The organism is Herbaspirillum sp. GW821-FHT09A12, assembly GCF_059418325.1.
This window is the reverse complement of the sequence record NZ_JBWKPR010000001.1, coordinates 714,379-737,996: the sequence shown is the minus strand read 5'-3', so window position 1 is coordinate 737,996 and position 23,618 is coordinate 714,379. Positions and strand designations below refer to the sequence as shown.

Genomic DNA, 23,618 nt, shown 5'->3' with positions numbered 1-23,618 from the left:
ATGGCAGCACGTCCCCTGGCCGTGGCCATCATGGGGCCGACCGCCTCCGGCAAGACCGCGGCGGCGCTGGAAATCGCCCGCCGTATCCCCTGCGAAATCATTTCCGTCGATTCCGCGCTGGTCTATCGCGGCATGGATATCGGCACCGCCAAGCCCAGCCCGCAGGAACAGGCCGAGGCGCCGCATCACCTGATCGACATCATCGACCCGGCCGACGCCTATTCGGCCATGCAATTCCGCCAGGATGCGCTGCGCCTGACCGGCGAGATCGCCGCGCGCGGCAAGCTGCCGCTGCTGGTGGGCGGCACCATGCTGTACTTCAAGGTGCTGCGCGACGGCCTGGACGAACTGCCGCAGGCAGATCCCGCGCTGCGCGCCCAACTGGACGAGGAAGCCGCCCGCGCAGGCATGCCGGCCATGCACGCCAGATTGGCCGCGCTGGACCCGGTCACGGCCGAACGCCTCAAGCCCAACGACAGCCAGCGCATCCAGCGGGCCCTCGAAATCACGCTGCTGACCGGCCAACCGATGTCATCGCTGCTGTCGCAGAAAGAACCGGAACCGCTGCCCTTCGATCTGCTGCCGCTGGCGCTGGAGCCTTCCGACCGCTCCGTGCTGCACCGGCGCATCGCCCTGCGTTTCGACCAGATGCTCAGCGGCGGCGGCCTGCTGGACGAAGTCAATGCCCTGCGCGCGCGCGGCGACCTGCACCTGGGCCTGCCGTCGATACGCTGCGTCGGCTACCGCCAGGCTTGGGAATACCTGGACGGCCTCATCGATTACGACACCATGCGCGAAAAAGGCATCGCCGCCACCCGCCAGTTGGCCAAGCGTCAACTGACCTGGCTGCGCTCCATGCCGGAGCGCATCACGGTCGATTGCAATGCCCCCGATGCCACTGAAAAGGTATTGGATCAGGTGGAACAGGCGCTGGCAGCCCGCCTGACAAGCTGAACGGGCATCCATCACAAAAAATGGCTACCCTATTGACAGCCTTCCGCAATACTTCTATAGTGTCGGGCTTGCTTCTGGTGATATAGCTCAGTTGGTTAGAGCACAGCACTCATAATGCTGGGGTCGGTGGTTCAAGTCCACCTATCACCACCAGACACTGATTCGAAGATGTCCAGTAGAATCCGGAAAGCCGCCCAAACCCCGTGTTTGGGCGGCTTTTTTGCTTTTCTTGCCAAAGATCAACGAGACGACATGCTTGCGCGCCAAGGAACGCCGGCAGGGATCGTCACCGGGCCGTCTTGCATCTACGTACACAGCATCGGCAATATATCCTCGCCGGCCTTCTCGCTCAGCGCATCGCCGACCGGATCCCCTCACCCTCAAGGTCCAGCGCGTTCTCGTGCAGGTAAGCCGACACCAGATCGGCGATCTGCATGTTGTTCAAATCCGAAAAGATGAAGTGGGTGTTGCCGCGAATACCGATATCCGGCAAATGGATGAGCCGCACCGAGCCGCCATGCTTGTTCACGACTTCCCGCCATTGGCGCGCCATCTGCAAGCGCGCCCTCCAGCTGTCTTGCGCAGGTGCCGCTACGGGTTTCTCAGGGATGTTGTCCCCGTAAAGAACCAGGATCGGAATCCTGGTCAAGGCCATGAACTGCTCCATGGGCAGCGACATTGCCCGCACCGTATCGAATGCACTGGGTATCGGCGCCGGCGCCTCGCCTTCCGGGAAAATGAAACTGCTGCCCGGCTCAAAGGCCACAACCGCCTTCACATCCTTGTTTTTGATGACGGCCAGCCAACCGGGGCCACCGGCTTGAGAATGGGTAAATAAAATGGAAGGGCCGATCTTGGATACCAGCGCAGAAACACCGTCAGAGACGACATCCATATCGAACGGCCCGGTATTGGGGGTCATCGCCCGGAAAAACTGATTGAGCGTTTCCTGATCCTGAGCGAACTGCACCCCCGGGAAGAATCCGGGCCACATCCCGATCCGGAATTGATTGAACCAGAGCTGTTCATCCGGAGTCGGTTTGAGTGTCGCTTCCACCAGGCTTCGCCCGGCGTTTCCCCGCCGAGGCTGGTCTATCACGTAGGTTGAAAATCGACGGCGCAGGAAGATGTTTTGGAATCCCTCGCGCCCGTCTGCGGTGGTTTCCCAGGTTTTCGAAAACTGTCCGGCGCCGTGCCACATGACGATCGGGAGTTGTCGAGCCTGGACCGGAACCTGGTAGAAGGCATACAAATGGTCGCCATGAATCGTTTGCCCGGCCGGATCCATCGGCTTGAATGCATCAAACTCCCCCGGCGCGGCAACTACCCTGCCGCCAACAGCGAAGCTGCCTTGCGCCTGGATAAGCAATGGCGCGCTTGAAGTCTGCCCCCAGGCTGCCGCCGTACCTGCCAGCGCCATGCATCCGACGAGAAGGACACGCTTGAGATCATTGCCGCCAGGGAGCCGCCTTTTATATTGCCTGTGCTTCATGTGATTGATACCTCCTGAAAATTCGGGACGCGAAAACGCCTCTGCCGGATAAAACGGCATCGATGACGCAAGAAGGGATTGGCGAGAATGATGGAGGCCGATTTCTGACGTACCGGTCCGAATGGGACACCGGCCGCTGCGACGCCGGGTTCAGCGGGGAGCGACTGTTCTCATGATGTGCTGGATTCTACGGAGAGTAGCGGCGTCCATTAAGATCATTATTCCGCATAGACTCTTGAATTATTTTCATAAGCCTGCTTGCACAGGCGACCGGCTTCGTCGTCACGACTTATAACGCAATGCCTCGATAACGATTTGAAGCGCTTTCGAATTCTGGCGGCGGCTCGGATAGTAGAGGTGGTAACCGGGATAGGGCTGGCACCAGTCATTCAATACCCTGACCAGGCGGCCATCGCGAATATGGCCCAGCACCATGTCCTCGGGCACAAAGGCAAGCCCGTAGCCGGCCAGGGCGGCACGCACGATCGGCGTGCTGCTGTTGAAGATCCAGGGCCCTTGAACTTGCGCCTTGATCTCCTGCCCGTTCTTTTCAAAATCCCAGGGCAGCAGGCCGCCGTGGGTAGGCAGGCGCAAATTGAGGCATTGATGTTGCGTGAGATCTTGTGGCACCACCGGCTTTTTGCGCTTGGAGAAATACCCTGGCGCCGCCACCACTGCAATACGCATGTCCGGACCGATACGCACGGCAATCATATCCTTGGCCACCTGGTTGCCGAGCCGTACGCCGGCGTCATAGCGCTGAGAGACGATATCCGACAGCGTATAGTCGACCGTGACCTCTACCGTCATGTCGGGCCACTGGTGCATGACCTCGGATAGTTTCGGCCAAAGCACGCTGTTGGCGGCGTGTTCGGCTGTCGAAATACGCACCATACCGCTTGGCCGGTCGTGCATCTCGCTGATGGCGCGAATCTCGGCGTCGATTTCCTCGAACTGGGGAGCGACGGTCTGATACAGCCGTTCACCGATCTCTGTCATTGCAAGCTTGCGCGTGGTGCGCACCAGCAAGGGCGTCCTCAAGCGTTCTTCAAGGCCGCTGATCGCGTGGCTGAGTGCCGACGGGGATATCCCGAATTTGGCCGCAGCACGGGTAAAGCTCCCTTCCCGCACCACGCTGACGAACGCCAGGATGTCGTTGAGATTGTCTTTAGCCATGATGACGAAGCCCCTCGATGACCACCTCCATGGCGCGAGTCAGCCGCATGCGTTCCGGATAGTAAAGGTGATAGCCGGAAAAAACCGGGCTCCAGTCTTCCAGGATAACGGCCAATTTCCCCTTGGCGACATGTGCCTTGGCCATTGCCAGCGGCACGTAGGCAAGCCCGAAGCCCGCCAGCGCCGCCCGCAGGATCTGGCGCGTGTTGTTGAAAGTAAGTTGCCCCTCCACCCGGACTTCCAGATCTTGCCTACCCTTCCTGAATTCCCAGGAGTAGATGTCGCCATAGGTCATCATGCGCAGATTGATGCATTGATGTTGCGCCAACTCGTGCGGCCGGCGGGGCGTGCCTGATTTCCGCAGATAAGCCGGAGCGCCAACGACGGCGACTTGCATGCCCGCGCTGATGGGCACCGCGAGCATACCGTTGGCCACTTCATTTCCCAGGCGCACACCCAGGTCGAAGCGCTCGGCGACGATATCCGAGCGGCGATTCTCGACGCTCACTTCCACCTTTAATTCAGGGAATTGCGGAAGGAGTTTTTCCAGTTTCGGCCACAGTACCGCATCGGCCGCATTTTCGGAGGCGGATATGCGTACCGTGCCTGACGGCGAGTCGCGCATTTCGGTGATCCGGGCAATCTGTTCCTGGATCTCATCAAAACGCGGGGCGACGTTGCGCAGCAGACGCTCACCCGCTTCGGTTGGCGACACGCTGCGCGTCGTGCGGGTCAAAAGGCGCACGCCCATCTTCGCCTCGAGAGAACGAATGGTGTGGCTCAGCGCCGACTGGGAAACGCCGATCCGCGCCGCGGCCCGGGTAAAACTGCACTCTTGCGCAACCGCAACAAATGCCAGCAGATCACTGTAGGTCTCTCGATGCATATATGAATAAAAATCAAAAGTATTTGCCGATTCTACTATCTAGTAGCGATAAGCGGCGCCGACTATAGTTGCGATTGTCGGCAGCAGCAACGCCCCTCCAGGCCGCATTCCCCGCAGGACAAGCAAGGCAATCCTTGGGGGCGAGGCTTGGCATGGGCAATCGAGGAGATTTTCGTCAATGGCAACAATGAACCAATCGAAGCGCAGAACACTCATGATGGCCTTGAGCGGCCTCACAATGCCGGTGATGGCCGAGAAGTCATTGGCCGCGGCGAATTCCGGCGTCAGTCCCACGCCGGCGCGCACGCTGGTGGTCTATTTTTCCCGCTCCGGGAGTACCAGAGTGATCGCCGGCCTGATTCAACGCACCCTCGGCGCGCGCATTGCCGAAATCACCCCGGCGACACCTTATCCCGATGATTATCTGGAAACCGTCGCGCAGGCAACGCGAGAACGGGACCGGAATACAGAACCCAAACTAGCCGCTCAAATCAGCGACATCAGCCAATTCGACACGATCTATCTGGCCTTTCCCGTTTGGGGAGAGACCGCGCCTCCGGTCGTTCGCTCTTTTCTTGCCACCCATGATCTGGCGGGAAAGCAGCTTGTCCCCGTGATCACGCATGGCGGGTATGGCCTGGGCAACAGCATGGAGGTGCTCCGGAAGTACGCCCCCAAGACGCGCCTGGCAAAGGGCTTCTCGATGGAGGCCAACCAGGAGCGCCGAACCATGAATCAAGTGCTCGGATGGCTCAAGGCAAGCGATGCCATCGGCTGACTGCCTGGCATTACATTTTTGGCGGCATGGCGCCGCCCGGCTGAATGTTCGGATGAGTTCAGCCTTCATCACAATCTGACGGAGGTTTTATATGAACAAGCGCATACTCGGAAAAAGCGGGTTGGAAGTATCGGCCCTGGGCCTCGGCTGCATGGGCATGACTGGCGTCTATGGTTCCGGCGCCAGCCGACAAGACATGCTCGCCCTGATCCGGGATGCCCATGATCGCGGCATTACCCTGTTCGATACGGCGGAAGCCTATGGGCCGTTTGCCAACGAAGACCTGGTGGGCGAAGCCTTGCAACCCATCCGCGACCACGTGGTCATCGCCACCAAGTTCGGATTCGACATCGACCTGGAAACCGGCGCACGCAGCGGCGGCGCCAATAGCCGTCCCGAGCATATCAAAGCTGTTGCCGATGCCGCCCTCAAGCGCCTGCGCACTGACCGGATCGACCTGTTCTACCAACACCGTGTCGACCCGTCGGTGCCGATCGAGGACGTCGCGGGCGCAGTCAAGGATCTGATCGATGCCGGCAAGGTCAAGCACTTCGGTTTGTCCGAAGCCAGTGTCCAGACGATCCGGCGCGCCCACGCCGTGCAAGCTGTCACGGCCGTCCAAAGCGAATATTCGCTGTTCTGGCGCGAGCCGGAAACCGAACTCTTGCCGGCGCTCGAAGAACTCGGCATTGGTTTCGTTCCCTTTAGTCCGCTGGGCGCAGGCTTCCTTACCGGCAGCATTACCGCAAACACCAAATTCGAAGCGAGCGATTTCCGCGCCCATGTGCCGCGCTTTGCGCCCGACGCGATCAAAGCCAATCTGGCCTTGGTGGATGTGGTCAAGGCATTGGCTGTCAAAGCTGGCATCACGCCGTCACAAGTCGCGCTGGGATGGCTGCTGGCACAGAAGGATTGGATCGTTCCCATCCCCGGCACGACCAAGTTGAGCCGACTCGAAGAAAACATGAAGGCCGCAGAGGTCAAACTTGATGCGGCCGATATCGCCGCGCTCAATACGGCCACTGCGGCGATCCAGGTGCAAGGGGCGCGTCTGCCGGAAGCCGTCCTGAAGATGACCGGCCTGTAACGCAGGCCACGTGACCGACGATTTCATGGCCGGATCCGCAGGGACAATAACCTAGCTTTAGATGCGTTCACTCACGTTGAGCGGTCAGCGCATGATAAATCCACCGTCTACCGAAATGGATTGCCCGGTAACATAACTCGAAGAGGCGCTACACAGCCACAAGACCGCATCCGCGATCTCTTCCGGGCGACCATGGCGCGCCATCGGGATCATTTTTGTCATTCCAGCCAGTGCTTCACCCTGGCCTGACGCGACCATTTGATCAACCATCGGCGTCCAGATCAATCCCGGACATACGGCGTTGACACGGATATTGCGTGCGGCGTATTCAAGCGCAGCGCTCTTGGTCAGACCGAGCACACCATGCTTGGCCGAATGGTAGGTGCCGCGTTCGGCGCCGCCCACCAGGCCGCCAAGCGAAGAGCAATTGACGATGGCGCCATTGCCCTGCTTGCGCATCTGCAGCAACTCAAACTTCATGCAGGCCCACACGCCACGGAGATTGACAGAAGTTACCCGATCGAAATCGTCCACCGTAGCATCGGCAGTTTCCGCGAGGATGTTCTGGACGCCGGCATTGTTGAAGGCCACATCGAGACGCCCGAAGGTGGACACGGTCTCGGCCACCATCGCCTCGACCTGTTCCAGGTCGGCGACATTGCACCCGATGCCGATTGCCCGGTAGCCCTCATCCGCCAGCGCTTGTGCCACAGCGCGTGCGCCTGCACCGTTCACGTCCGCTATCGCGACGGCGGCGCCTGCCTTTGCGAAGGCCTGTGCGGTAGCCAGGCCGATACCGGATGCCGCACCGGTGACGAGTGCCACCTGATTTTCAAAAGCTTGTTTCATGATGTTCATTCCTATATTGGTCGAAGTCCGGCGCGGCATCCGCCCGCTGGGTGGAGCCGACACAGAACTTGCAAGTTGGGAGACAGGTAAAGGTGTGCGGACAACGCCGCTCGTGTTACAGATACTTTCCGAAGAATTCGGCCAGCTTTTCAACGGCCGGCGTTACGTACTGCGGCTTGTCATAGAGGTCAAAGTGCGAAGCGTCGGGAATGACCAGCAGCTCCTTGGGTTGGCCCGCCTTGGCATAGGCAACCTGGCTGAACTTGAGCGTCTCGGCGCGCCCGCCTGCGATGAGCAGCACCGGACGCGGCGACACCAGCTCCATGTGCTCCAGCGGGTAGTACGCGATATGCAAGCCGGGACTGGTGACCACGAAGCGGTTCCGGGCATTGGGATGCGCTCCGCGCGGAGTCAGATAGTACTCGGTTGCTTCGCGCACGAAGTTTGGCGTATCTGCATTCACGTCGCTGCGAGGCGGCAGCAGCGGCTGCACGAGAACCGGCGCGCCGGCCGCCTCCTTGTCAAGCTGCACGGCCACGCCATTGAGCAGCTTTTCCCGATCCTCCGCGGATACGGGCGCGCCTTGAATGCCGGTACGCGTGGCGTCACCGATATCATAGGCCGCCACCCCCGCCACCGCCTTGACGCGCAGATCGGTCTGCGCTTCGTGCAGCGTATAGCCGCCGCCAGCGCACAAGCCGAGGGCGCCGAGGCGGTTCGCATCAACCTGCGGCAGGCTGCGCAAGTACCCTACTGCGCTTCGAATATCCTGCACCCGGTCTGCCGGCGCCTCCAGATCGCGCGGTTCGCCGCCGCTCTCGCCGTAATGGGAGGCGTCAAACGCCAGCGTAACGAAGCCCTTGCGAGCCAACTGCTGGGCATACAAGCCGGCAGTCTGCTCCTTTACTCCGCCCCACGGGTGAGCGACGACGATCGCGGGGTACTTCCGGGTACCGTCATAGTTCGGCGGAAAATAAAGGTTGCCGGCCATCCTGATGACGCCGTTGCCGAACGTGACTTTTTGGGAGCCAACTACATTCACTCCCTCCGCTACAGTGAATGGCCCGACGGCAAATACAGACGGGGTCAGGAAAAGCGATATCGTTGCCGAGAGCAACGATTTTCTCAACTGGGACATTACGGTTTTCCTTCCAACAAATCTGGCATGAATTGGGGATGCGCTTTTCATGTCCCCTGGACAGCCGGGACAATCTTCACGGTCGCGCAGCGCGTGCGTTCGCAGACCATGGCGCTCAGATACCGGCTACCGCCATATTTCGCCCTGTATGCGTCATCGACGCGGTCGTTGACAGTACCCGCGCCAGGTTCGAAAAGAACCTCCCTGAGAACGCCGGCGGCGATGATACGGCCAGATTTCTCCCGCACCGCAGCCTTATGCCAACGGGAATTCTTGCCGTTGTAAGCGCGTACATAGAGATCCCCATCCACGGCAACACACCATATCCACGTTGGGGTTCCATACGTCACGCCATCTTCCCGCAGCGGCGAGATTTTCAAGTCATCTGCCTCGACGATCCTTCGTAGTTCATCCTTGCTCCATGCCATACCAATTCCTTTCTCAGTTGCGCTTGATCGTTGGCGGCATTAACCCTGAACCTGCTTCTGCTGCGATGCCGGATAACGCTCTCCCACAACCCGGATTTCCGATATGGCGCCTTCCAGCTCGTAGACTTCATCCGGGCTCAGCGCCAAGCTGGCCGATCGGAGGTTTTCATCCAGATGCGCACGCTTGGTGGTGCCGGGAATCGGCACTATCCATGGCGCCTTCGCCATCAGCCACGCCAGCGCCACTTGGGCGGACGTATATCCTCTGGTCTTGCCGAAAGCATCGAGCTTGGCCACGATAGCCAGGTTCGCCCTGATAGCCTCGGGCGTAAACCGCGGCAAGGTGGCGCGGTTATCGTTTGCGGCATCGAAGCGGGTATATTCGTTGATCGAACCACCCAGAAAACCGCGATTGATCGGACTGTATGGAACAAATCCGATACCCAGTTCCGCCAACACAGGAAAGACCTCCCTCTCCTGCTCTCGCCACATCAAGTGATATTCGCTTTGAACTGCGGTCACAGACTGCACCGCATGTGCACGACGAATGATCTGGGCGCCGACTTCGCACAAGCCGAAGCGCCTCACCTTGCCTTGCCGAATCAGTTCTCCGACAGCGCCAGCAACTTCCTCGATTGGCACGGCCGGATCCGCACGGTGTTGATAGAAAAGATCAATGGCATCCACCCGCAAGCGCCGCAACGATTCCTCCGCGACTCTGCGTATGGTTTCCGGACGACTGTCCAGCTCTCCCTCCATATACTTCCCGTCAACGATACGGTGGCCAAATTTTGTCGTGACGCACACCCTGTTCCGATAGGGATAGAGCGCTTCGCCGGCCAGCTCTTCATTGATCAGCGGACCATAGACCTGGGCGGTATCGAAAAGCGTAACGCCGCATTCCGCCGCTTGGCGCAGTAACGCGATCATGGCTTTCCGGTCCGGATGCGGCCCGCGGTTGTAGTTCATTCCCATCACCCCGAAGCCCAATGCAGACACTTCCATGCTGGCCTTACCCGATCCTAGTGACCGATGCTGCGTGATGATGGGGTGATCCGATTCGCCTCCCTGCGGGGAGGGGTTGGCTTGCTGCGCCGCCGCGGCGGAAGCATAAGCCAGTACGCCGATACCGGCGCCGGCTTTCAACCAATCACGGCGGCCGGAAGTCAATTGTTCACTCATCAGATCAACTCCGTCTTGTTTGAAGAACCGCAGCGCCCTAGGGCCTGTTAACATTTAACTTGCGAGATGCAAATTAAATTCATAGGCCCTGGCCCCCTGCGACGAGACGCCCGTGTCGCCGACATAACGGCCAGTCGTCGTATCATGCCCGCAGTCTAGGGCGCGTCCCGCAAATTAACTAGACGGATGAATTCGTATGCTCTTATAAAATTGACTCATTAATATAAGATGCAGGGAATGAAATCGGACCGAAGCGGCAATGGCAATAGCCCAGCCCAGAACTTGTTTCCTCAATAGGCGCCAGATACGTTCGAATGAAATACAACCCCGGCCGAACTTCTTCCTCGGAACGCTTCGCAGCTGGATGGTGCAAGTAGAATTCAGAAAGTCTTATAACGGAAATTCATCAATGGCGCGTGACAACTTCAGTGATTTGCTTGCTTTCATTGCCGTGGCGCGGGAGCGTAGTTTCACGCGCGCCGCAGCCAAGCTGCAGATAACCCAACCTGCGCTGAGTTATACCGTCCGGGAACTGGAAGCACGGATGGGCGTTCGCCTTCTCATGCGCAGCACCCGCAACGTTTCTCCCACTGAGGCCGGCCAGCGGCTGCTTGACCGGCTGGCGCCCGAGTTCGACGGCATCGAAGCGGACATTGAAGCGCTGGGGGATTTTCGCGACACCCCCAAGGGAACCATTCGAATCACCGCCATCGATTACGCAATCCGGAGCCTCTTGTGGCCCAAACTGGCGAAATTACTTCCGCAATATCCCGACATCAAGGTGGAACTGATCAATGAATATGAGAGCGTCGACATTGCGGCGCGCGGCTACGACGCCGGTGTTCGATTCGGGCAAGAGCTGGCCCAGGACATGATCTCGGTGAGAATAGGCCCCGACGTGCGCAATATGGTGGTTGGGTCGAGATCGTATTTCGCCGGGCGGCGTCGGCCGATATCGCCGCGTGATCTGACTCAACACCAGTGCATCAATCTGCGAACATCGACGTATGGCGGACTCTACGAGTGGGAATTCGTCAAAGGAAAGCGCACTTTCAGCGCACGGGTCGAAGGATCGGTCGTCTTCAATAATGCCTACGATATCTTCGAGGCCGCCAAGGCAGGATTCGGACTGGCCTATCTGCCAGAAGACATGGTGCGGTCCGGCGTCGCCAAAGGCCAACTGATATCCGTTCTCGAGGAATGGTGCCCGGTATGGTCGGGCTTTCATCTCTACTACCCGAACCGTCGCCAGCAGTCGCGTGCGATGGCTCTGGTCGTTGACGCTTTGCGGCACAAATGATGGCCGCCAAGATCGTCAAAAAACAGGACGCGCTGACGGTGGTGGCAGGCCTCGCCGAGCGCATGAAAAAATCTGATCGCCGGAGCAAGAATATATGTCTGGAGAGAATTTTCGCGACATCCTGGCCTTTCTGGCAGTTGCGCGCGAACGCAGTTTTACTCGCGCCGCCGCGCAACTCGGTGTATCGCAATCGGCATTGAGCCACACCATTCGTGGCTTGGAAGCGCGGCTTGGATTGCGTCTCCTGACCCGCACTACCCGCAGCGTATCGCCAACCGAGGCGGGTGAACACCTGATTCAAAGCGTGGCGCCGCGCTTCGATATCATTGCCTCAGAGCTGGCTTCGTTCGAAGAACTGCGCGACAAGCCGGCCGGAACCGTACGCATCACTGCATCCGATTTCGCCACGAAGACGGTACTGTGGCCCAAGTTATCCCGGCTCCAGCCGCAATATCCTGACGTCAAAATAGAAATCGCCGTCGATTCCGGACTGACCGATATTGTTGCAGAGCGCTATGACGCCGGCGTTCGCTTTGGCGACCAGGTTGCCAAAGACATGGCGGCAGTACAGATCTCGCCCGAAATCCGCATGGCAATCGTCGGCACTCCTGCCTATCTCGCGCGCAATCCCGCACCAAAGACCCCAGCGGAATTGACGCGCCACGCCTGCATCAACATGCGATTCTCGCTTCGGGGAGGCGTGTACGCCTGGGAGCTGAAAAAGGGAAAACAGAACCTGCAAGTGCGGGTGGGCGGCCCCTGGACGTTCAACTGCATCTATCCGGTCATTGACGCCGCACTGGCCGGATTCGGCCTGGCCTACGTCCCTGAAGAATTGGTGCGTTCCCACATCGAGGCCGGTCGGCTTCAACCGGTGCTGCATGACTGGTGCCCTACATTCCCCGGGCTTCACATCTTTTATGCCAGCAAGCGCCTGTCATCGCCGGCCTTATCCATCGTCATCGAGGCGCTGCGCCACTTGCCTTAGCTTTATTGCCGGGGCGGATGGCTGGCGACTCATGAGCAGATTCTATAAGTCCATGCAAATTCTGGCGTCTATTCACGGCAGATCCAGCTGGCTATATTCTCAGCAATACCCAGGATCCATTTCATCAATAGACGTGAGAGACCTATTGCTGAAATGAGTCCTGCACAATAAATGAAATCCCTTCGCGGCGACGGAATGCGCATGCTTGCGCATTCCAGCGACTTTCCGGGATTTCATCCACGCCAACGATGCCGCTCGCATCGACATGTCAACGGAAATTTCCTGCTCCGGGGAGAAAGTGTTCCCCGGCTTCTCGTTGGCTCGCGGAAAGGATCGCAATGTCGTTACGGACAGCCCATGTCGCATACAACGCCTGAAAGGATCCGTCATGCAACTCGAGCGCAACCCGCCCGAGCCCGCAGATTTTAACAAGCCGTCCTCCAACAAAAAGGATTTCCATGAGTACACGTTTCAAGCTCTTGCTGTGCGCTGCCACCCTGCAGGGCGCCCTGGCCGTCGCGGCTGAACCTCCAACCGATACGCCGGCCCAGAAGATTGCGCGCGCAGGGTCGCAACCCTCGGCCGCCGGCCCGGGAGATTATTTCACTGGCCGCGTACGTGTGGATCCGCTTTGGCCAGCCGACAAAAACATCAACGCCTCTGGCGGCATGGTGACCTTCGAGCCTGGCGCGCGCTCAGCATGGCATACCCATCCCGCGGGCCAGCAACTGATCGTGACGTCGGGCGTGGGGTTGACCCAGGAATGGGGAAAACCCATTCAGGTTATTCGCCCGGGGGATGTGATTTGGTGCCCACCTGGCGTCAAACATTGGCATGGTGCGGCAGCCACGACCGGCATGACCCATCTGGCAGTCACCGCGATGGTTGATGGCAAGAATGTCACCTGGATGGAGAAAGTAAGCGATGAACAATACAACGCACATTAAGCAAAATACGAAATATCGCCTGCTCGGAACGCTACTTTCCGCCTTGAGCTTGGGGTTGGCAGCCGCTCCAAGCCAGGCGGCGTCGAATCCCGGCGAGCCTCAGCAAATGACCGGAACATCAAACGCAATGTCCAACGCTTCTGAAATCCTGAGCGAGCGCCAACAGGCCATCGTACCGATCGCGGCTTTCGCAGCCGCCGGCGATATGGCGAAATTGGGCATCGCGCTGAACCAAGGCCTGGACGCCGGGTTGACGGTAAGCGACGCCAAGGAAATCCTAGTGCAACTGTATGCCTACGCAGGTTTTCCCCGTAGCCTGAATGCATTGGGCGAGTTGATGAAGGTGCTGGAGGCGCGCGAACAACGTGGCATCCGGGACGTCCCGGGCGCGCCGCCCAGCCACGCTATCCCCAAGGGCGATGCGCTCCTGGCTGCGGGCACGGCCAACCAGACCAAGTTGGCTGGCGCTCCGGTCAAAGGACCGCTATTCGATTTCGCTCCGGCCATCGACGAATACCTCAAGACGCACTTGTTCGGCGACATCTTCGAACGTAACAACCTTGACTGGCAAAGTCGCGAATTGGCAACGGTAGGTATGTTGTCGGCGCTGCCAGGCGCCGAGTCGCAATTGCAATCGCACATCCGCATCAGCATGAACGTGGGGCTTACCGCCGGTCAATTGCGCCAACTGTCCACAGTACTGGCAGAGCGCGTCGATGCGGACAATGCGCATCGAACGCACGAGGCGCTGGAACGCCATTTGGCCTCTGTGTCCGCAGCAAGATGAGGTGAAACGGGGCAGTACGAAATGGAGGAGTTGAGCGAGCACCAAGGTGGGGATGATTCATGGGGAACTGGCCTGGACAGCCCACTCAGGCCTGGTGAAAAAACCAATAGTTTCCAAAATTCAACATCCAAACCTCGATCGCCGATTTCTGCCACCAACGGCTTGCTTGCGCAGGTATCGGATCACTTGCACCCATTGGCGGAGCGTGTGCCCGCGCTCGCGCTTGGCGACATGTTGGACAGCGACGCCGCACAGCAAAACAGCCGCCAGGACACATGCCGGACGGCCTGCCTTGCAAGCGCCGCCTGAAATGGCAAGAATCCCCATCCCGACTGGCCTGCAGGCCCGATTTTCGATTGCTGCACGGAAATCCTGGTGCTATTCTATGGCGTCGTTTTCTGCGCCTGTTTGCCGTGGCGCATGGCAACGGCATCACCTGATTCTTCCTTGAATAGGCTCGTGAGGGGGCTTGCAAATGAACAATAATGCGCTCGAATCAGAAGACGCAGGATATCAAGTGTCTTCCAAGAGGGAAATCATTGGGCTCTTGAGCACAATGATGAAAGAGAATCTCGAGCTGTCCATCCGGCTCAAGGATATGGAAGAGGCGATTGCGACTTCCATCTTGCGCATGGAAGAGGACGTCATGTTCATCAAGGCGGCGCCGACCCCCAGCCTGAATAAAGCGATCGTGGAAAGCTGCGACGTGGTTTTTGCCGCCAACCCGCGCAACGCCTTGATCAAGTTTTCCGCCAAGCAGGTTCGCCACACTGAATCCCACGAGCAGTTTTTGGCGCTGAAGCTTGATATACCCGATCAGTTGATGCGCATACAGCGGCGCGAATTTTTCCGCATCGCCGTGCCATCGACCTCGTCCTTGCGCTGCAAGATCCGCTTCACCTCGCCCGACGGGAAATTCAATCTGGTCTGGGTTGCGATCAGCAATATCAGCGCGGGAGGCATTGGCATTACCGACAAAAGCGCCTCGGTTCCATTGCAGGTAAATACCGTTTACGACGATTGCCACCTGGAATTGGGCATGGCCACGACCGTCCCCGTCAGGCTCAAAGTCCGGTCGCTCAAAAAAGAAGAGCAGCCCAACGCAAGCCATCTCCACCATTTTGGCTGCGAATTCGTGGAGACCCCGCGCGCCGCCCTGGCTTCCATTCAAAAATTCATCTTGCAATTGGAACGCGAACAAAATGCCCAAAAAATAAAAATCAAGGACGATGCCGCCAAATAGAGCGTAGCGCGGCATCGCGATGCCTTTCTATTTTCCGGCACGTCCCTTTCCTGCCCTTTCCGCCTGTCCCTGCACCCACCCAAGACTGCCATCGTCTTGGCCTAGCGCTTTTCCTGCGCAGTCTCCGCCGCGGCATCGATGCTTACCCCCATCGCCTGGAACAAGGTGGCCGTATCGGCCAGTCGCGTCGCCGTGGCGCGGATCTCGCCAAGGCGTGCGTTGAGGTATTGGCGCTCGCCGGCGCGCGCGGCGCTGGGTGGGACTGCCCCCAGCGCCATTCTCCTTTGCGCATTGCGCCAGGTCTGCTCGCTGTGGCCGCGCGCGGCCGATGCCGCCTGCAGCGCGTCGGCGTCATGGGTCAGCGCCACCAGGCTGTCGGCCACGTTCTGGAAAGCGTTCAATACCGCCTGCCGGTAATTGTCTTGCGATGCCAGATAGGCCTCCTGCGCGGCGCGCCGGCGTGCGCGCAGGGCGCCGCCGTGGAAGATCGGTTGCGTGATGGAGGCGCCGATGCCCCACACCGCGCCCGCGGCGCCGGTGGCCTTGGGCCAGCTGAAGCCGGATTGTCCGAACGAGGCATTGATCGACAGGCTAGGGAACATCTCGGCCGTGGCCAGCGCTTCCTGCGCCGCCGCGACCTTCAATGCGGCATCGGCCGCCAGGATGTCGGGGCGCTGGCGCAGCAGGTCCGACGGCACCGACAGCGGCACACGCTCGGGCAGGCGCAAGGCGGCGATATCGAGGTCGGCCGGCGCGGCGTCAGGCGTACGCCCCATCAGCACCGCCAGCGCATGCCGCGTGGCCTGCCATTGCGATGTCAATCCCGGCAGGCTGGCGCGCAGCGACTGCGCATTGGCCTGGGCCGCCAGCACATCGTCGGCCGCCACCGCGCCGATCGCCGCGCGCCGCTGCAACTCTTGCGCATCGGTGTCGGCCAGCGCCGCCAGGCGTTCGGTCTGCACGACCTGCGCCCGCAATGAGGCCGCATTGATGGCGGCGATCACCACGTTGGCCGCCAGCGTGCGGCGCGCCGCATCGAACTGATAGGACTGGGCATCGACCTGGGCCGCCAGCGCCGAGTTGGCGTAGCGCTCCACGCCGAACAGGTCGAAGGTATAGCTGGCGTTGATCTCGCCTGCAAAGACGTTGTACAGGTTGGTCGGCGGCCCCATGGTGGGCAGGCCCAGCGCGCGCTGGCGGGTGGCTTGTCCGACCGCGTCGATGGTGGGCCACAGCGATTCGTTGATCTGCGCGCGCAGCTGCTCCTTGGCGCCGGCCAGGCTGCGCTCGGCCTGCGCCAGCGAATGGTTGTGCTGCAAGGCCTCATCCACCCAGGCCGACAGTTCGGGCGAGGCATAGGCCTGCCACCATTGCGGCACGGCGCGCTGGCCCAGCACGAATTGCTGGCGGGCGCCGTCGGGGCCGATGGCGTCCGGCGTGGCTTCCACCGCGTAATGGTCGGGCTGCGGCATGGCCGGCGCATCGCCGCTCGGGCCCAGGGCGCAACCCGATAGCGCCGACAAGGCCAGCATCGCCAGCAGGGTCAGCCGCTGCGGCTTGAACATTTCATGAGTACGCATCAGTGGCTCCCTTGCGTTGCCGCGTCGCCGTGGTGGGTTTCATTGGGCTTGACCCGGTAGCACAGCGCATACAAGGCCGGCAGGTAGAACAGGGTCAGCACGGTGGCGATGGTGATGCCGCCCATCAGGGCGGTGGCCATCGGGCCGAAGAAGTTGCTGCGCAACAGCGGGATCAGCGCCAGCACCGCCGCCGCCGCGGTCAGCGTGATGGGGCGGAAGCGGCGCACGGTGGCGCCGACGATGGCGTCGAAACGGCCGCGGCCGGCGGCGATGTCCTGCTCGATCTGGTCCACCAGGATCACCGAGTTGCGCATGATGATGCCCAGCATGGCGATGGTGCCCAGCATGGCGACGAAACCGAACGGCTGGCGAAACAGCAGCAGCGCGCCCACCACCCCGATCAGGCCCAGCGGCGCGGTCAGCACCACCATCATGGTGCGGCCGAAGCTTTGCAGCTGCACCATCAGCAACAGCAGCACGGCGATCACCATCAGCGGCATCTGCGCCGAGATCGAGGACTGCGCCTTGGCGTTTTCCTCGACCGGGCCGCCGACCTCGATGCGGTAGCCCACCGGCAGTTCGGCGCGCAGCGCATTGAGCTTCCCGTTGACCGCGTTGGTGACGTCGATGCCCTGCACGCCGGCGCGCACGTCGGCCAGCACGGTAATGGTGGGCTGGCGGTCGCGTTCCCAGATCACGCCGTATTCCAGCGTATTGCGGAACTGGCCGAGCGCAGCCAGCGGCACCGGGCCGTTGGCGGTCGGCATCGACAACGTGGACAGGCGCGCAGGATCGACGCGTTCGTTGCGCGGCGCGCGCAGGTCGACACTGATCAGCTTGTCGCGCTCGCGGTACTGGGTCACGGTATAGCCGGACAGCTGCATGGCCAGGAAGTTGGAAATCTGCTGCGAGGTCAGCCCCAGTTCGCCGGCGCGCTTCTGGTCCACCTCGAACGACACCGAGCGCTGGGCCGGTTCATCCCAGTCGAACTGCACATTGGTGGCGCGGCTCTCCTTGCGGATCTCGGCCGCCACCTGCTCGGCGATGGCGCGCACCTTGGGGATCTGCTCGCCGCTGACGCGGAACTGCACCGGGAAACCGACCGGCGGGCCGTTCTCCAGCCGCGTCAGGCGCGTGCGCAGGCCGCTGAACTGGGTGCGCAACGGCTCTTCCAGCGCGCGGGCCAGGGCCTCGCGATCCTCCACCGATTTGGCCGTGACCACGAATTGCGCGAAGTTGGCGCTGGGCAGTTGCTGGTCCAGCGGCAGGTAGAAGCGCGGCGCGCCGGTGCCGACGAAGCTGACCACATGGTCGATCTGCGGACGGCCCTTGAGCACCGCCTCCATGCGCTGCGCCTCGCGCTGGGTGGCCTCGAAGGAAGCGCGCTCCGGCAGGCGCAGGTCGATCAGCAATTCGGGACGGTCCGAGCTGGGGAAGAACTGCTGCGGCACCAGGCCGAAGGCCGCCAGCGAACCCAGGAACAGCAAGGTCGTGGCCAGCACCACGCGGCCGCGATGGGCCACGCACCAGGCCACCATCTTGCGCAGGCGGGTGTAGATCCTGGTCTGGTAGATCGGATGGTCGTGGTCTTCCTCGTCATGGCCGGCATGCGGATTGGCGGCGATCTGCTCGTCGGTGAGCGCGCCGGGTTTCTCCTTGAGCATGTGGTAGCCCAGCAGCGGGATCAGCACCACCGCCGCCAGCCAGGACAGCAGCAGGGCGATGGCCGAGACTTCGAAGATCGAGCGGGTGTACTCGCCGGTGCCCGACTTGGCCAGTGCGATCGGCAGGAAGCCCGATACCGTCACCAGCGTGCCGGTCAGCATCGGGAAGGCGGTGCTGGTATAGGCGAAGGCGGCCGCGCGGCGGCGGTTCCAGCCCTGCTCCAGCTTCACCGCCATCATCTCCACGGCGATGATGGCGTCGTCCACCAGCAGGCCCAGCGCCAGCACCAGCGTGCCCAGCGAAACCTTGTGCAGGCCGATGTCGAACATGTCCATGAACAAGGCGGTAACCGCCAGCACGATCGGGATCGAGATCACCACCACCATGCCGGTACGGATGCCCAGCGACACCAGGCTGACCACCAGCACGATGGCGACCGCCTCGGCCACGGCTTCGAGGAAGTCGTCCACCGATTTCTCCACCGCGTGCGGCATGCTGGACACCGCCGTCAGCGCCAGCCCGGCAGGCAGCCGCTTGCGCAACTCCTCCGTGCGCGCATCGAGCGCACGGCCCAGGCGAATCACATCGCCGCCGGGTTGCATGGTCACGCCAATGCCCAGCACCGGCTTGCCGTTGGAGCGCATTTCCTGCTCCTGCGGCTCGTCATAGCCGCGCCGGATGGTGGCGATGTCGCCCAGGCGGAAGTTGCGGTTGTTGATGTTGACGATCTTGTTTTCGATCGCGCTGACATCTTCGAACTGGCCGGTGGGCCGCACATACACGCGGTCGTCGCCGGTGGTCACCAGGCCGCCCGGCACCACCGCGTTCTGGCCGCCGATGGCGTCGGCCAACTGCTGCGGGCTGATGCCCAGGCGCGTCATCTTGGCGTTGCCGATGTCGATGTAGATGTGCTGGTTGCGGTCGCCGAAATAGTCGATCTTGCCCACTCCGGGCACGCGCAGCAGCTCGCCGCGCAGCTGGTCGGCATAGTCGCGCAGTTGCGCCGGCGTGAAGCCGTCGCCTTCGAGCGCGTAGATGTTGGTATAGACGTCGCCGAACTCGTCGTTGAAGTAAGGCCCGCGCACGCCCTGCGGCAAGGTGGCGGCGATGTCGCCGACCTTCTTGCGCACCTGGTACCAGGTCTTGGGCACCTGCGCCGCGGGCGCCGTGTCCTTGATGGTGAAGAACAGCTGCGACTGGCCCGGGCGCGAGTAGCTGCGCAGGAAATCCACGTCCGGCGTTTCCTGCAGCTTGCGCGCGATGCGGTCGGTGATCTGCTCCTGCACCTGGCGCGCGGTGGCGCCCGGCCAGTCGGTCTGGATCACCATCACCTTGAAGGTGAACGGCGGGTCTTCCGACTGCGACAGCCTGGTGTAGGAGCCGACGCCCAGCAGCGTCACCAGCGCCAGGATGAAGGTCACCAGCGCCTGGTGCTGCAGGGTCCAGGAAGAGAGGTTGAAACGGTTGGATCCGGGCGCGCTCATAGTGCGAAATCCTCGGCATGCAACGGCGCGATGGGCTTGACCTTTTCGCCGGCGGTCAGCGTATGCACGCCCTGCACCACGACCTTGTCATCGGCGCCCACGCCTTGCGCCAGCGAGATGCTGCGCTCGCCATAGGCGGCGACCGTCACCGCGCGCAACTCCAGCTTGCCGTCGCCGCCGACGACCCACACCGCCGGCTTGTCGCCCTGGTGGAACAGCGCCGTGGCCGGCAGCACCATGACCGGCGCCGCCGGTCGTTCGCCGCCACCCGGTGCGATGGCGACTTCACCGATCATTCCCAGCCGCAGGGCCGCGTCAGCTTGTTCCAAGGTGACCTTGACGCGGTAGGTGCGGCTTTGCGGATCCGCCGCCGGGCTCACTTCTCGCACGCGGCCGCTGAAGCTGCGGCCCGGCAAGGCCGACAGGGTGACGGTAGCCGGCGTGCCCGGATGGATGCGCGTGACCTGCTTATCCGCCACATCGGTGATCACGTCCACCGCGCCGGACCAGGCCAGCGAAAACACCGGCTGGCCGGCCGATAGCACATCGCCGGTATTGGCCTGCTCGGCGCTGATGACGCCATCGTGTTCCGCTACCAGGGCGGTGTAGTCGCGCTGGTTGCCGGCCACCGCCGCGCGCGCCTGGGCCGCCTTGAGCTGGGCCAGCGCCGCCGCATGGGCATCCTGGCTTTGCTCCAGCTGTTGCGCGCTGATCAGGTTCTCGCGCGCCTGCTCGGTATCGCGCTTGAGTTGCTTTTCCGCCGCATCCAGATGCTGGCGCGCCGAGGCCAGGTCGGCCCGCGCGCTGGCGGCGTTGTGCTCGGCATCGGCCGGATCCAGGCGCGCGACCACCTGCCCCTTGCGCACCGCATCGCCCAGATGCACGCGGCGCTCCACCAACTGGCCGGCCACCCGGAAGGACATCGCCGTGACGAAGCGCGCCTGCACTTCGGCCGGCAGGTGCAACACTTGTTCACCGTTACGCTGCTGGGCCGGCAAGACCACGACTTCGCGCGGCGCTTCAGCCACCGGCGCCGGCTTGCTGCAAGCCCCCAGAGCCAATGCGAGCGACAGCGCCAACCCGGAAGGCGCCAGGCGCCGCACGCCGGCAACGCGCGCAGGCAAGCTGCGCAGGCGAAAATGGCGGGAATGGAGAGCAATCTTCACGACGATCCTTTCATGGAAGCTAGATGTCCGGACCGCCGCGCGCTCCGAATCCCCGAAGGCGAGCGCTTCGGATTTCCGGCATTCTAATTCATATACGAATTCAAATGCAATATTGTATTTGGATTCATCGATGTTAAAATTTCTCCCATGACACGCCAACGACTCAGCCGCGAGCAAAGCCGGGAGCAGACCAGGGAAAGGCTGCTGGACGCCGCGCACGCGGTTTTCATGCAAAAGGGATTCCCGCTGTCCAGCGTGGAAGACATCAGCGCCGCGGCCGGTTATTCGCGCGGCGCCTTCTATTCCAACTTCGACGACAAGACCCAGCTGTTCTTCGAACTGCTGCGCCGCGAAGGCGAAGGCATCGACCGCGAGTTCCTGCGCATGCTGGGCGGCCCGACCGACGATCCGCTGGCCCTGAAGGAAGAAGTTGCAGCCCATTACTCCCAGTTGTACCAGGGAGACAAATGCAGCCTGCTATGGATGGAAGCGCGCATCGTCGCCTTGCGCGACGAGAAATTCCGTACCGAATTCAACGGCTTCCTGGAAGAGCGCTATCGCCAGATCGCCGAATTCGTCGAAATGTTTTCCAGGCTGACCGGCACCCCGCCGGCAGCGCCGCCGCGCGAGATCGCCATCGGCCTGATGGCCTTGTGCGAAGGCGTGAGCTTTTCGCATCGCTGCGCACCGGACATGGTGGACGCCAAAACGGCCGAATCGGTCTTGTCGTGGTTCCTGAAGGCTTCGATTGCGGCCCCGGCCGCACTGCAACCACAACCGCAACGACAAAAGACAACGCCGGCGCGCAAAGCGGCGGCGAAAAAGAAAAAGGCTGGCTGACACGCGGTTGCGCTTCCCCTTCCCCAACGGACAGCAAGCCCCTCACGCCCTACTCCGCGGCTTTTCCCGCAATGACCGGATGACCATGCGGCTGCTCTTCGCGCAAGAGCATCACGGTCAGGATCGCGCAGGCCACGGTGATCCCGGCCAGGCAATACGACAGCAAGGCGAAGGCATGCGCATAAGCCTCCAGCAAATCGGCGGCCCGCAACTGCGGCGCCGCCGACCATGCGTGCGCCAGATCGCCGCGCCCCAGGTACTGCGCCGCCAGCGCATCGGTTCCGGCCGGCAGCGTCCACTGCAGCAGCGCCACCAGCATCGCCGAAACCACGGCCAGCGCCACGCCTTCACCCGCCACGCGCGAGGTGCTGAAGATGCCGGACGCCATGCCGGCGCGTTCCTTGGGCACCACGCTGACCGACAGGCCATCCATCAGCCCCCAGGGCAAGCCGGTGCCGACGCCGATCACCAGCAACGCCGCCAGCAATTCCCAGCGCGGAACGCCCGGCCCGCATTGCGCCAGCCAGCACAGGCCGGCGGCGGCCACCAGCAAACCGGCGGCCGACAGGCGGCCCGGCGCGACACGCCGCGACAGGCGCGCAGCCAATGAAGGCAGCAACAGCATCGGCGCGGACAGCGCCAGCATCAGCAGCCCGGCGTGCCATTCGTCCATGCCGTCGATGCCGATGAAGCGCAGCGGCAGCATGATCAACAGCACCACGAAGCCATAGCAGGTGCCTACCGGCAGCAATTGCACACCGACAAAGCGCGCATTGGCGAACAGCGTGAGATCGAGCATCGGCCGGCGCGCGCGCAGTTCGACGGCGATAAAGATTGCCAGCAGCAGCACGCTGGCGATCAGCAAGGAGCACGTCAACGGATGCGACCAGCCGCGCTCCGGTGCACCAATCAGCGCGAAGGTCAAGGCGCCGAGGGCGCCGGAGAAACTCAGCGTGCCGGGCCAGTCGACACCGCTGGCGCCCGGGTCGCGCGACTCGCGCATGCGCGGCGGCCCGAACAGCAGCGCCAGCAAGCCGAACGCGGCCAGGCACAAGAACACCGCCTGCCAGCCGAAGCGCTGCACCAGCAAGCCGGACAGCACCGGCCCCAGCGACAGGCCGAGTCCGAAGCTGGTGCCCAGCAGGCTGAATGCGCGGATGCGCGCGGCGCCCTCGAACACTTGCGCCAGCGCGGCGCTGCCGGCGGCCAGCGTGGCGGCGGCGGCAACGCCTTGCACCCCGCGCAGCAGGTTGATCGCCAGCAATGAGGGCGCAACGCACAGCGCCAGCGAGGCCAGCACATAGAGCGCCAGGCCCGCGCTGAACACGCGCCGGCGCCCAAGCACGTCGGCCAGCGCGCCGGCGGCCATCAGCAGGCTGCCGAAACTGAGCATGAAGGCATTGGTGATCCACGACAGCGCGGCCGGATCGGCGCCTTGTGCAGCGAAGGCGCGGCCGATGGCCGGCGTGGCGATGGCGCCGCCGGAAAAACTCAGCGGCAAGGTGATGCAAGCCAGGCAAACGGCGGCCAGGATCAGCCGCGCATCCCTGGCGGGGATGGCGTGACGGTTATCGCTCATGGAGGTTCCGGGAAAAGCGCGATGCACGCGAAGTGCACATGGTTTGCGGGCCGGCCGCCCTGCGGCGCC

At 62.0% G+C, this 23,618-nt stretch carries 20 protein-coding genes and 1 tRNA gene; 10 read left to right on the top strand and 11 right to left on the bottom strand.

The features are described 5' to 3' along the window. Together miaA and AC07N6_RS03330 are read left to right on the top strand one after the other, a co-directional pair. Complete coding sequence (gene miaA / locus AC07N6_RS03335; protein WP_494780895.1) at positions 1-954, top strand: tRNA (adenosine(37)-N6)-dimethylallyltransferase MiaA; 954 nt, start codon at positions 1-3, stop codon at positions 952-954. 76 nt (positions 955-1,030) lie between these two features. Then, positions 1,031-1,107: transfer RNA gene (locus tag AC07N6_RS03330), tRNA-Met, on the top strand. Between the two features lie 196 nt (positions 1,108-1,303). Here AC07N6_RS03330 and AC07N6_RS03325 read toward each other — a convergent pair. The 3 genes from AC07N6_RS03325 to AC07N6_RS03315 form a co-directional block, all read right to left on the bottom strand. After that, the gene (locus AC07N6_RS03325) at positions 1,304-2,446 is read right to left on the bottom strand and encodes an alpha/beta hydrolase (protein ID WP_494780894.1); all 1,143 of its coding nucleotides are present in this window, start codon (positions 2,444-2,446) and stop codon (positions 1,304-1,306) included. Between the two features lie 282 nt (positions 2,447-2,728). Beyond that, positions 2,729-3,622, bottom strand: a complete 894-nt coding sequence (locus AC07N6_RS03320; protein ID WP_494780893.1) for a LysR family transcriptional regulator — start codon at positions 3,620-3,622, stop codon at positions 2,729-2,731. Beyond that, positions 3,615-4,508 carry a LysR family transcriptional regulator gene (locus tag AC07N6_RS03315; protein ID WP_494780892.1) on the bottom strand — a complete coding sequence of 298 codons (894 nt, stop codon included), beginning with the start codon at positions 4,506-4,508 and terminating at the stop codon, positions 3,615-3,617. Before AC07N6_RS03315 ends, AC07N6_RS03320 begins: the two co-directional genes overlap by 8 nt. A gap of 178 nt (positions 4,509-4,686) precedes the next feature. Between AC07N6_RS03315 and AC07N6_RS03310 the strand changes: the two genes are divergently transcribed. Next, positions 4,687-5,286, top strand: coding sequence for a flavodoxin (locus AC07N6_RS03310; protein WP_494780891.1), 600 nt, complete (start codon positions 4,687-4,689; stop codon positions 5,284-5,286). Between the two features lie 91 nt (positions 5,287-5,377). Next, positions 5,378-6,373: an aldo/keto reductase gene (locus AC07N6_RS03305; RefSeq protein ID WP_494780890.1), complete on the top strand. Its 996-nt coding sequence runs from the start codon at positions 5,378-5,380 to the stop codon at positions 6,371-6,373. A gap of 84 nt (positions 6,374-6,457) precedes the next feature. On the opposite strand, the gene AC07N6_RS03300 is transcribed toward AC07N6_RS03305, so the two are convergent. From AC07N6_RS03300 to AC07N6_RS03285, 4 genes are all read right to left on the bottom strand, one after another. Beyond that, entirely contained in the window at positions 6,458-7,222 is a 765-nt protein-coding gene (locus tag AC07N6_RS03300) for an SDR family NAD(P)-dependent oxidoreductase (RefSeq protein WP_494780889.1), read from the bottom strand. A gap of 115 nt (positions 7,223-7,337) precedes the next feature. Further along, positions 7,338-8,360, bottom strand: coding sequence for an alpha/beta hydrolase (locus AC07N6_RS03295; protein ID WP_494780888.1), 1,023 nt, complete (start codon positions 8,358-8,360; stop codon positions 7,338-7,340). A gap of 47 nt (positions 8,361-8,407) precedes the next feature. Continuing rightward, positions 8,408-8,788 (bottom strand): DUF2255 family protein, encoded by a 381-nt coding sequence (locus tag AC07N6_RS03290; protein WP_494780887.1) that lies wholly within the window; start codon positions 8,786-8,788, stop codon positions 8,408-8,410. A gap of 39 nt (positions 8,789-8,827) precedes the next feature. Beyond that, positions 8,828-9,970, bottom strand: a complete 1,143-nt coding sequence (locus AC07N6_RS03285; protein ID WP_494780886.1) for an aldo/keto reductase — start codon at positions 9,968-9,970, stop codon at positions 8,828-8,830. 409 nt (positions 9,971-10,379) lie between these two features. Here AC07N6_RS03285 and AC07N6_RS03280 point away from each other — a divergent pair, with 409 nt between their 5' ends. The 5 genes from AC07N6_RS03280 to AC07N6_RS03260 all read left to right on the top strand — a co-directional run bounded on the left by AC07N6_RS03280 (position 10,380) and on the right by AC07N6_RS03260 (position 15,235). Further along, on the top strand, positions 10,380-11,270 hold the full coding sequence (locus AC07N6_RS03280) for a LysR family transcriptional regulator (RefSeq protein WP_494780885.1): 891 nt from the start codon (positions 10,380-10,382) through the stop codon (positions 11,268-11,270). Positions 11,271-11,364: 94 nt separating this feature from the next. Further along, a complete protein-coding gene (locus AC07N6_RS03275) occupies positions 11,365-12,258 on the top strand; it encodes a LysR family transcriptional regulator (protein WP_494780884.1) in 894 nt (297 codons plus the stop codon). A 458-nt stretch (positions 12,259-12,716) separates the two neighbouring features. After that, positions 12,717-13,205 carry a (R)-mandelonitrile lyase gene (locus AC07N6_RS03270; RefSeq protein ID WP_494780883.1) on the top strand — a complete coding sequence of 163 codons (489 nt, stop codon included), beginning with the start codon at positions 12,717-12,719 and terminating at the stop codon, positions 13,203-13,205. Next, a complete protein-coding gene (locus AC07N6_RS03265) occupies positions 13,183-13,992 on the top strand; it encodes a carboxymuconolactone decarboxylase family protein (RefSeq protein ID WP_494780882.1) in 810 nt (269 codons plus the stop codon). The genes AC07N6_RS03270 and AC07N6_RS03265 overlap by 23 nt, the downstream gene beginning before the upstream one ends. 475 nt (positions 13,993-14,467) lie before the next feature. Continuing rightward, a complete protein-coding gene (locus AC07N6_RS03260; protein WP_494780881.1) occupies positions 14,468-15,235 on the top strand; it encodes a flagellar brake protein in 768 nt (255 codons plus the stop codon). A gap of 101 nt (positions 15,236-15,336) precedes the next feature. Here the strand turns inward: AC07N6_RS03260 and AC07N6_RS03255 are convergent, their stop codons facing one another. The 3 genes from AC07N6_RS03255 to AC07N6_RS03245 are packed head-to-tail and all read right to left on the bottom strand — an operon-like array spanning position 15,337 to position 21,067. Continuing rightward, positions 15,337-16,815 carry an efflux transporter outer membrane subunit gene (locus AC07N6_RS03255; protein ID WP_494780880.1) on the bottom strand — a complete coding sequence of 493 codons (1,479 nt, stop codon included), beginning with the start codon at positions 16,813-16,815 and terminating at the stop codon, positions 15,337-15,339. Then, positions 16,815-19,964, bottom strand: a complete 3,150-nt coding sequence (locus tag AC07N6_RS03250; RefSeq protein ID WP_494780879.1) for an efflux RND transporter permease subunit — start codon at positions 19,962-19,964, stop codon at positions 16,815-16,817. The genes AC07N6_RS03255 and AC07N6_RS03250 overlap by 1 nt, the downstream gene beginning before the upstream one ends. Next, complete coding sequence (locus tag AC07N6_RS03245; RefSeq protein ID WP_494781272.1) at positions 19,961-21,067, bottom strand: efflux RND transporter periplasmic adaptor subunit; 1,107 nt, start codon at positions 21,065-21,067, stop codon at positions 19,961-19,963. The genes AC07N6_RS03250 and AC07N6_RS03245 overlap by 4 nt, the downstream gene beginning before the upstream one ends. A 210-nt stretch (positions 21,068-21,277) precedes the next feature. On the opposite strand from AC07N6_RS03245, the gene AC07N6_RS03240 reads away from it, so the two are divergent. Continuing rightward, positions 21,278-21,970 (top strand): TetR/AcrR family transcriptional regulator, encoded by a 693-nt coding sequence (locus AC07N6_RS03240; protein ID WP_494780878.1) that lies wholly within the window; start codon positions 21,278-21,280, stop codon positions 21,968-21,970. A 49-nt stretch (positions 21,971-22,019) separates the two neighbouring features. On the opposite strand, the gene AC07N6_RS03235 is transcribed toward AC07N6_RS03240, so the two are convergent. Then, positions 22,020-23,549, bottom strand: coding sequence for an MFS transporter (locus AC07N6_RS03235; protein ID WP_494780877.1), 1,530 nt, complete (start codon positions 23,547-23,549; stop codon positions 22,020-22,022). Between the last annotated feature and the right edge of the window lie 69 nt (positions 23,550-23,618).

Bases quoted from the DNA above. Each gene is read 5' to 3' on its own strand.
- miaA (WP_494780895.1), top strand. From the start codon at position 1: ATGGCAGCACGTCCCCTGGCCGTGGCCATCATGGGGCCGACCGCCTCC.
- AC07N6_RS03325 (WP_494780894.1), bottom strand. From the start codon at position 2,446: ATGAAGCACAGGCAATATAAAAGGCGGCTCCCTGGCGGCAATGATCTC.
- AC07N6_RS03320 (WP_494780893.1), bottom strand. From the start codon at position 3,622: ATGGCTAAAGACAATCTCAACGACATCCTGGCGTTCGTCAGCGTGGTG.
- AC07N6_RS03315 (WP_494780892.1), bottom strand. From the start codon at position 4,508: ATGCATCGAGAGACCTACAGTGATCTGCTGGCATTTGTTGCGGTTGCG.
- AC07N6_RS03310 (WP_494780891.1), top strand. From the start codon at position 4,687: ATGGCAACAATGAACCAATCGAAGCGCAGAACACTCATGATGGCCTTG.
- AC07N6_RS03305 (WP_494780890.1), top strand. From the start codon at position 5,378: ATGAACAAGCGCATACTCGGAAAAAGCGGGTTGGAAGTATCGGCCCTG.
- AC07N6_RS03300 (WP_494780889.1), bottom strand. From the start codon at position 7,222: ATGAAACAAGCTTTTGAAAATCAGGTGGCACTCGTCACCGGTGCGGCA.
- AC07N6_RS03295 (WP_494780888.1), bottom strand. From the start codon at position 8,360: ATGTCCCAGTTGAGAAAATCGTTGCTCTCGGCAACGATATCGCTTTTC.
- AC07N6_RS03290 (WP_494780887.1), bottom strand. From the start codon at position 8,788: ATGGCATGGAGCAAGGATGAACTACGAAGGATCGTCGAGGCAGATGAC.
- AC07N6_RS03285 (WP_494780886.1), bottom strand. From the start codon at position 9,970: ATGAGTGAACAATTGACTTCCGGCCGCCGTGATTGGTTGAAAGCCGGC.
- AC07N6_RS03280 (WP_494780885.1), top strand. From the start codon at position 10,380: ATGGCGCGTGACAACTTCAGTGATTTGCTTGCTTTCATTGCCGTGGCG.
- AC07N6_RS03275 (WP_494780884.1), top strand. From the start codon at position 11,365: ATGTCTGGAGAGAATTTTCGCGACATCCTGGCCTTTCTGGCAGTTGCG.
- AC07N6_RS03270 (WP_494780883.1), top strand. From the start codon at position 12,717: ATGAGTACACGTTTCAAGCTCTTGCTGTGCGCTGCCACCCTGCAGGGC.
- AC07N6_RS03265 (WP_494780882.1), top strand. From the start codon at position 13,183: ATGAACAATACAACGCACATTAAGCAAAATACGAAATATCGCCTGCTC.
- AC07N6_RS03260 (WP_494780881.1), top strand. From the start codon at position 14,468: ATGAACAATAATGCGCTCGAATCAGAAGACGCAGGATATCAAGTGTCT.
- AC07N6_RS03255 (WP_494780880.1), bottom strand. From the start codon at position 16,815: ATGCGTACTCATGAAATGTTCAAGCCGCAGCGGCTGACCCTGCTGGCG.
- AC07N6_RS03250 (WP_494780879.1), bottom strand. From the start codon at position 19,964: ATGAGCGCGCCCGGATCCAACCGTTTCAACCTCTCTTCCTGGACCCTG.
- AC07N6_RS03240 (WP_494780878.1), top strand. From the start codon at position 21,278: ATGACACGCCAACGACTCAGCCGCGAGCAAAGCCGGGAGCAGACCAGG.
- AC07N6_RS03235 (WP_494780877.1), bottom strand. From the start codon at position 23,549: ATGAGCGATAACCGTCACGCCATCCCCGCCAGGGATGCGCGGCTGATC.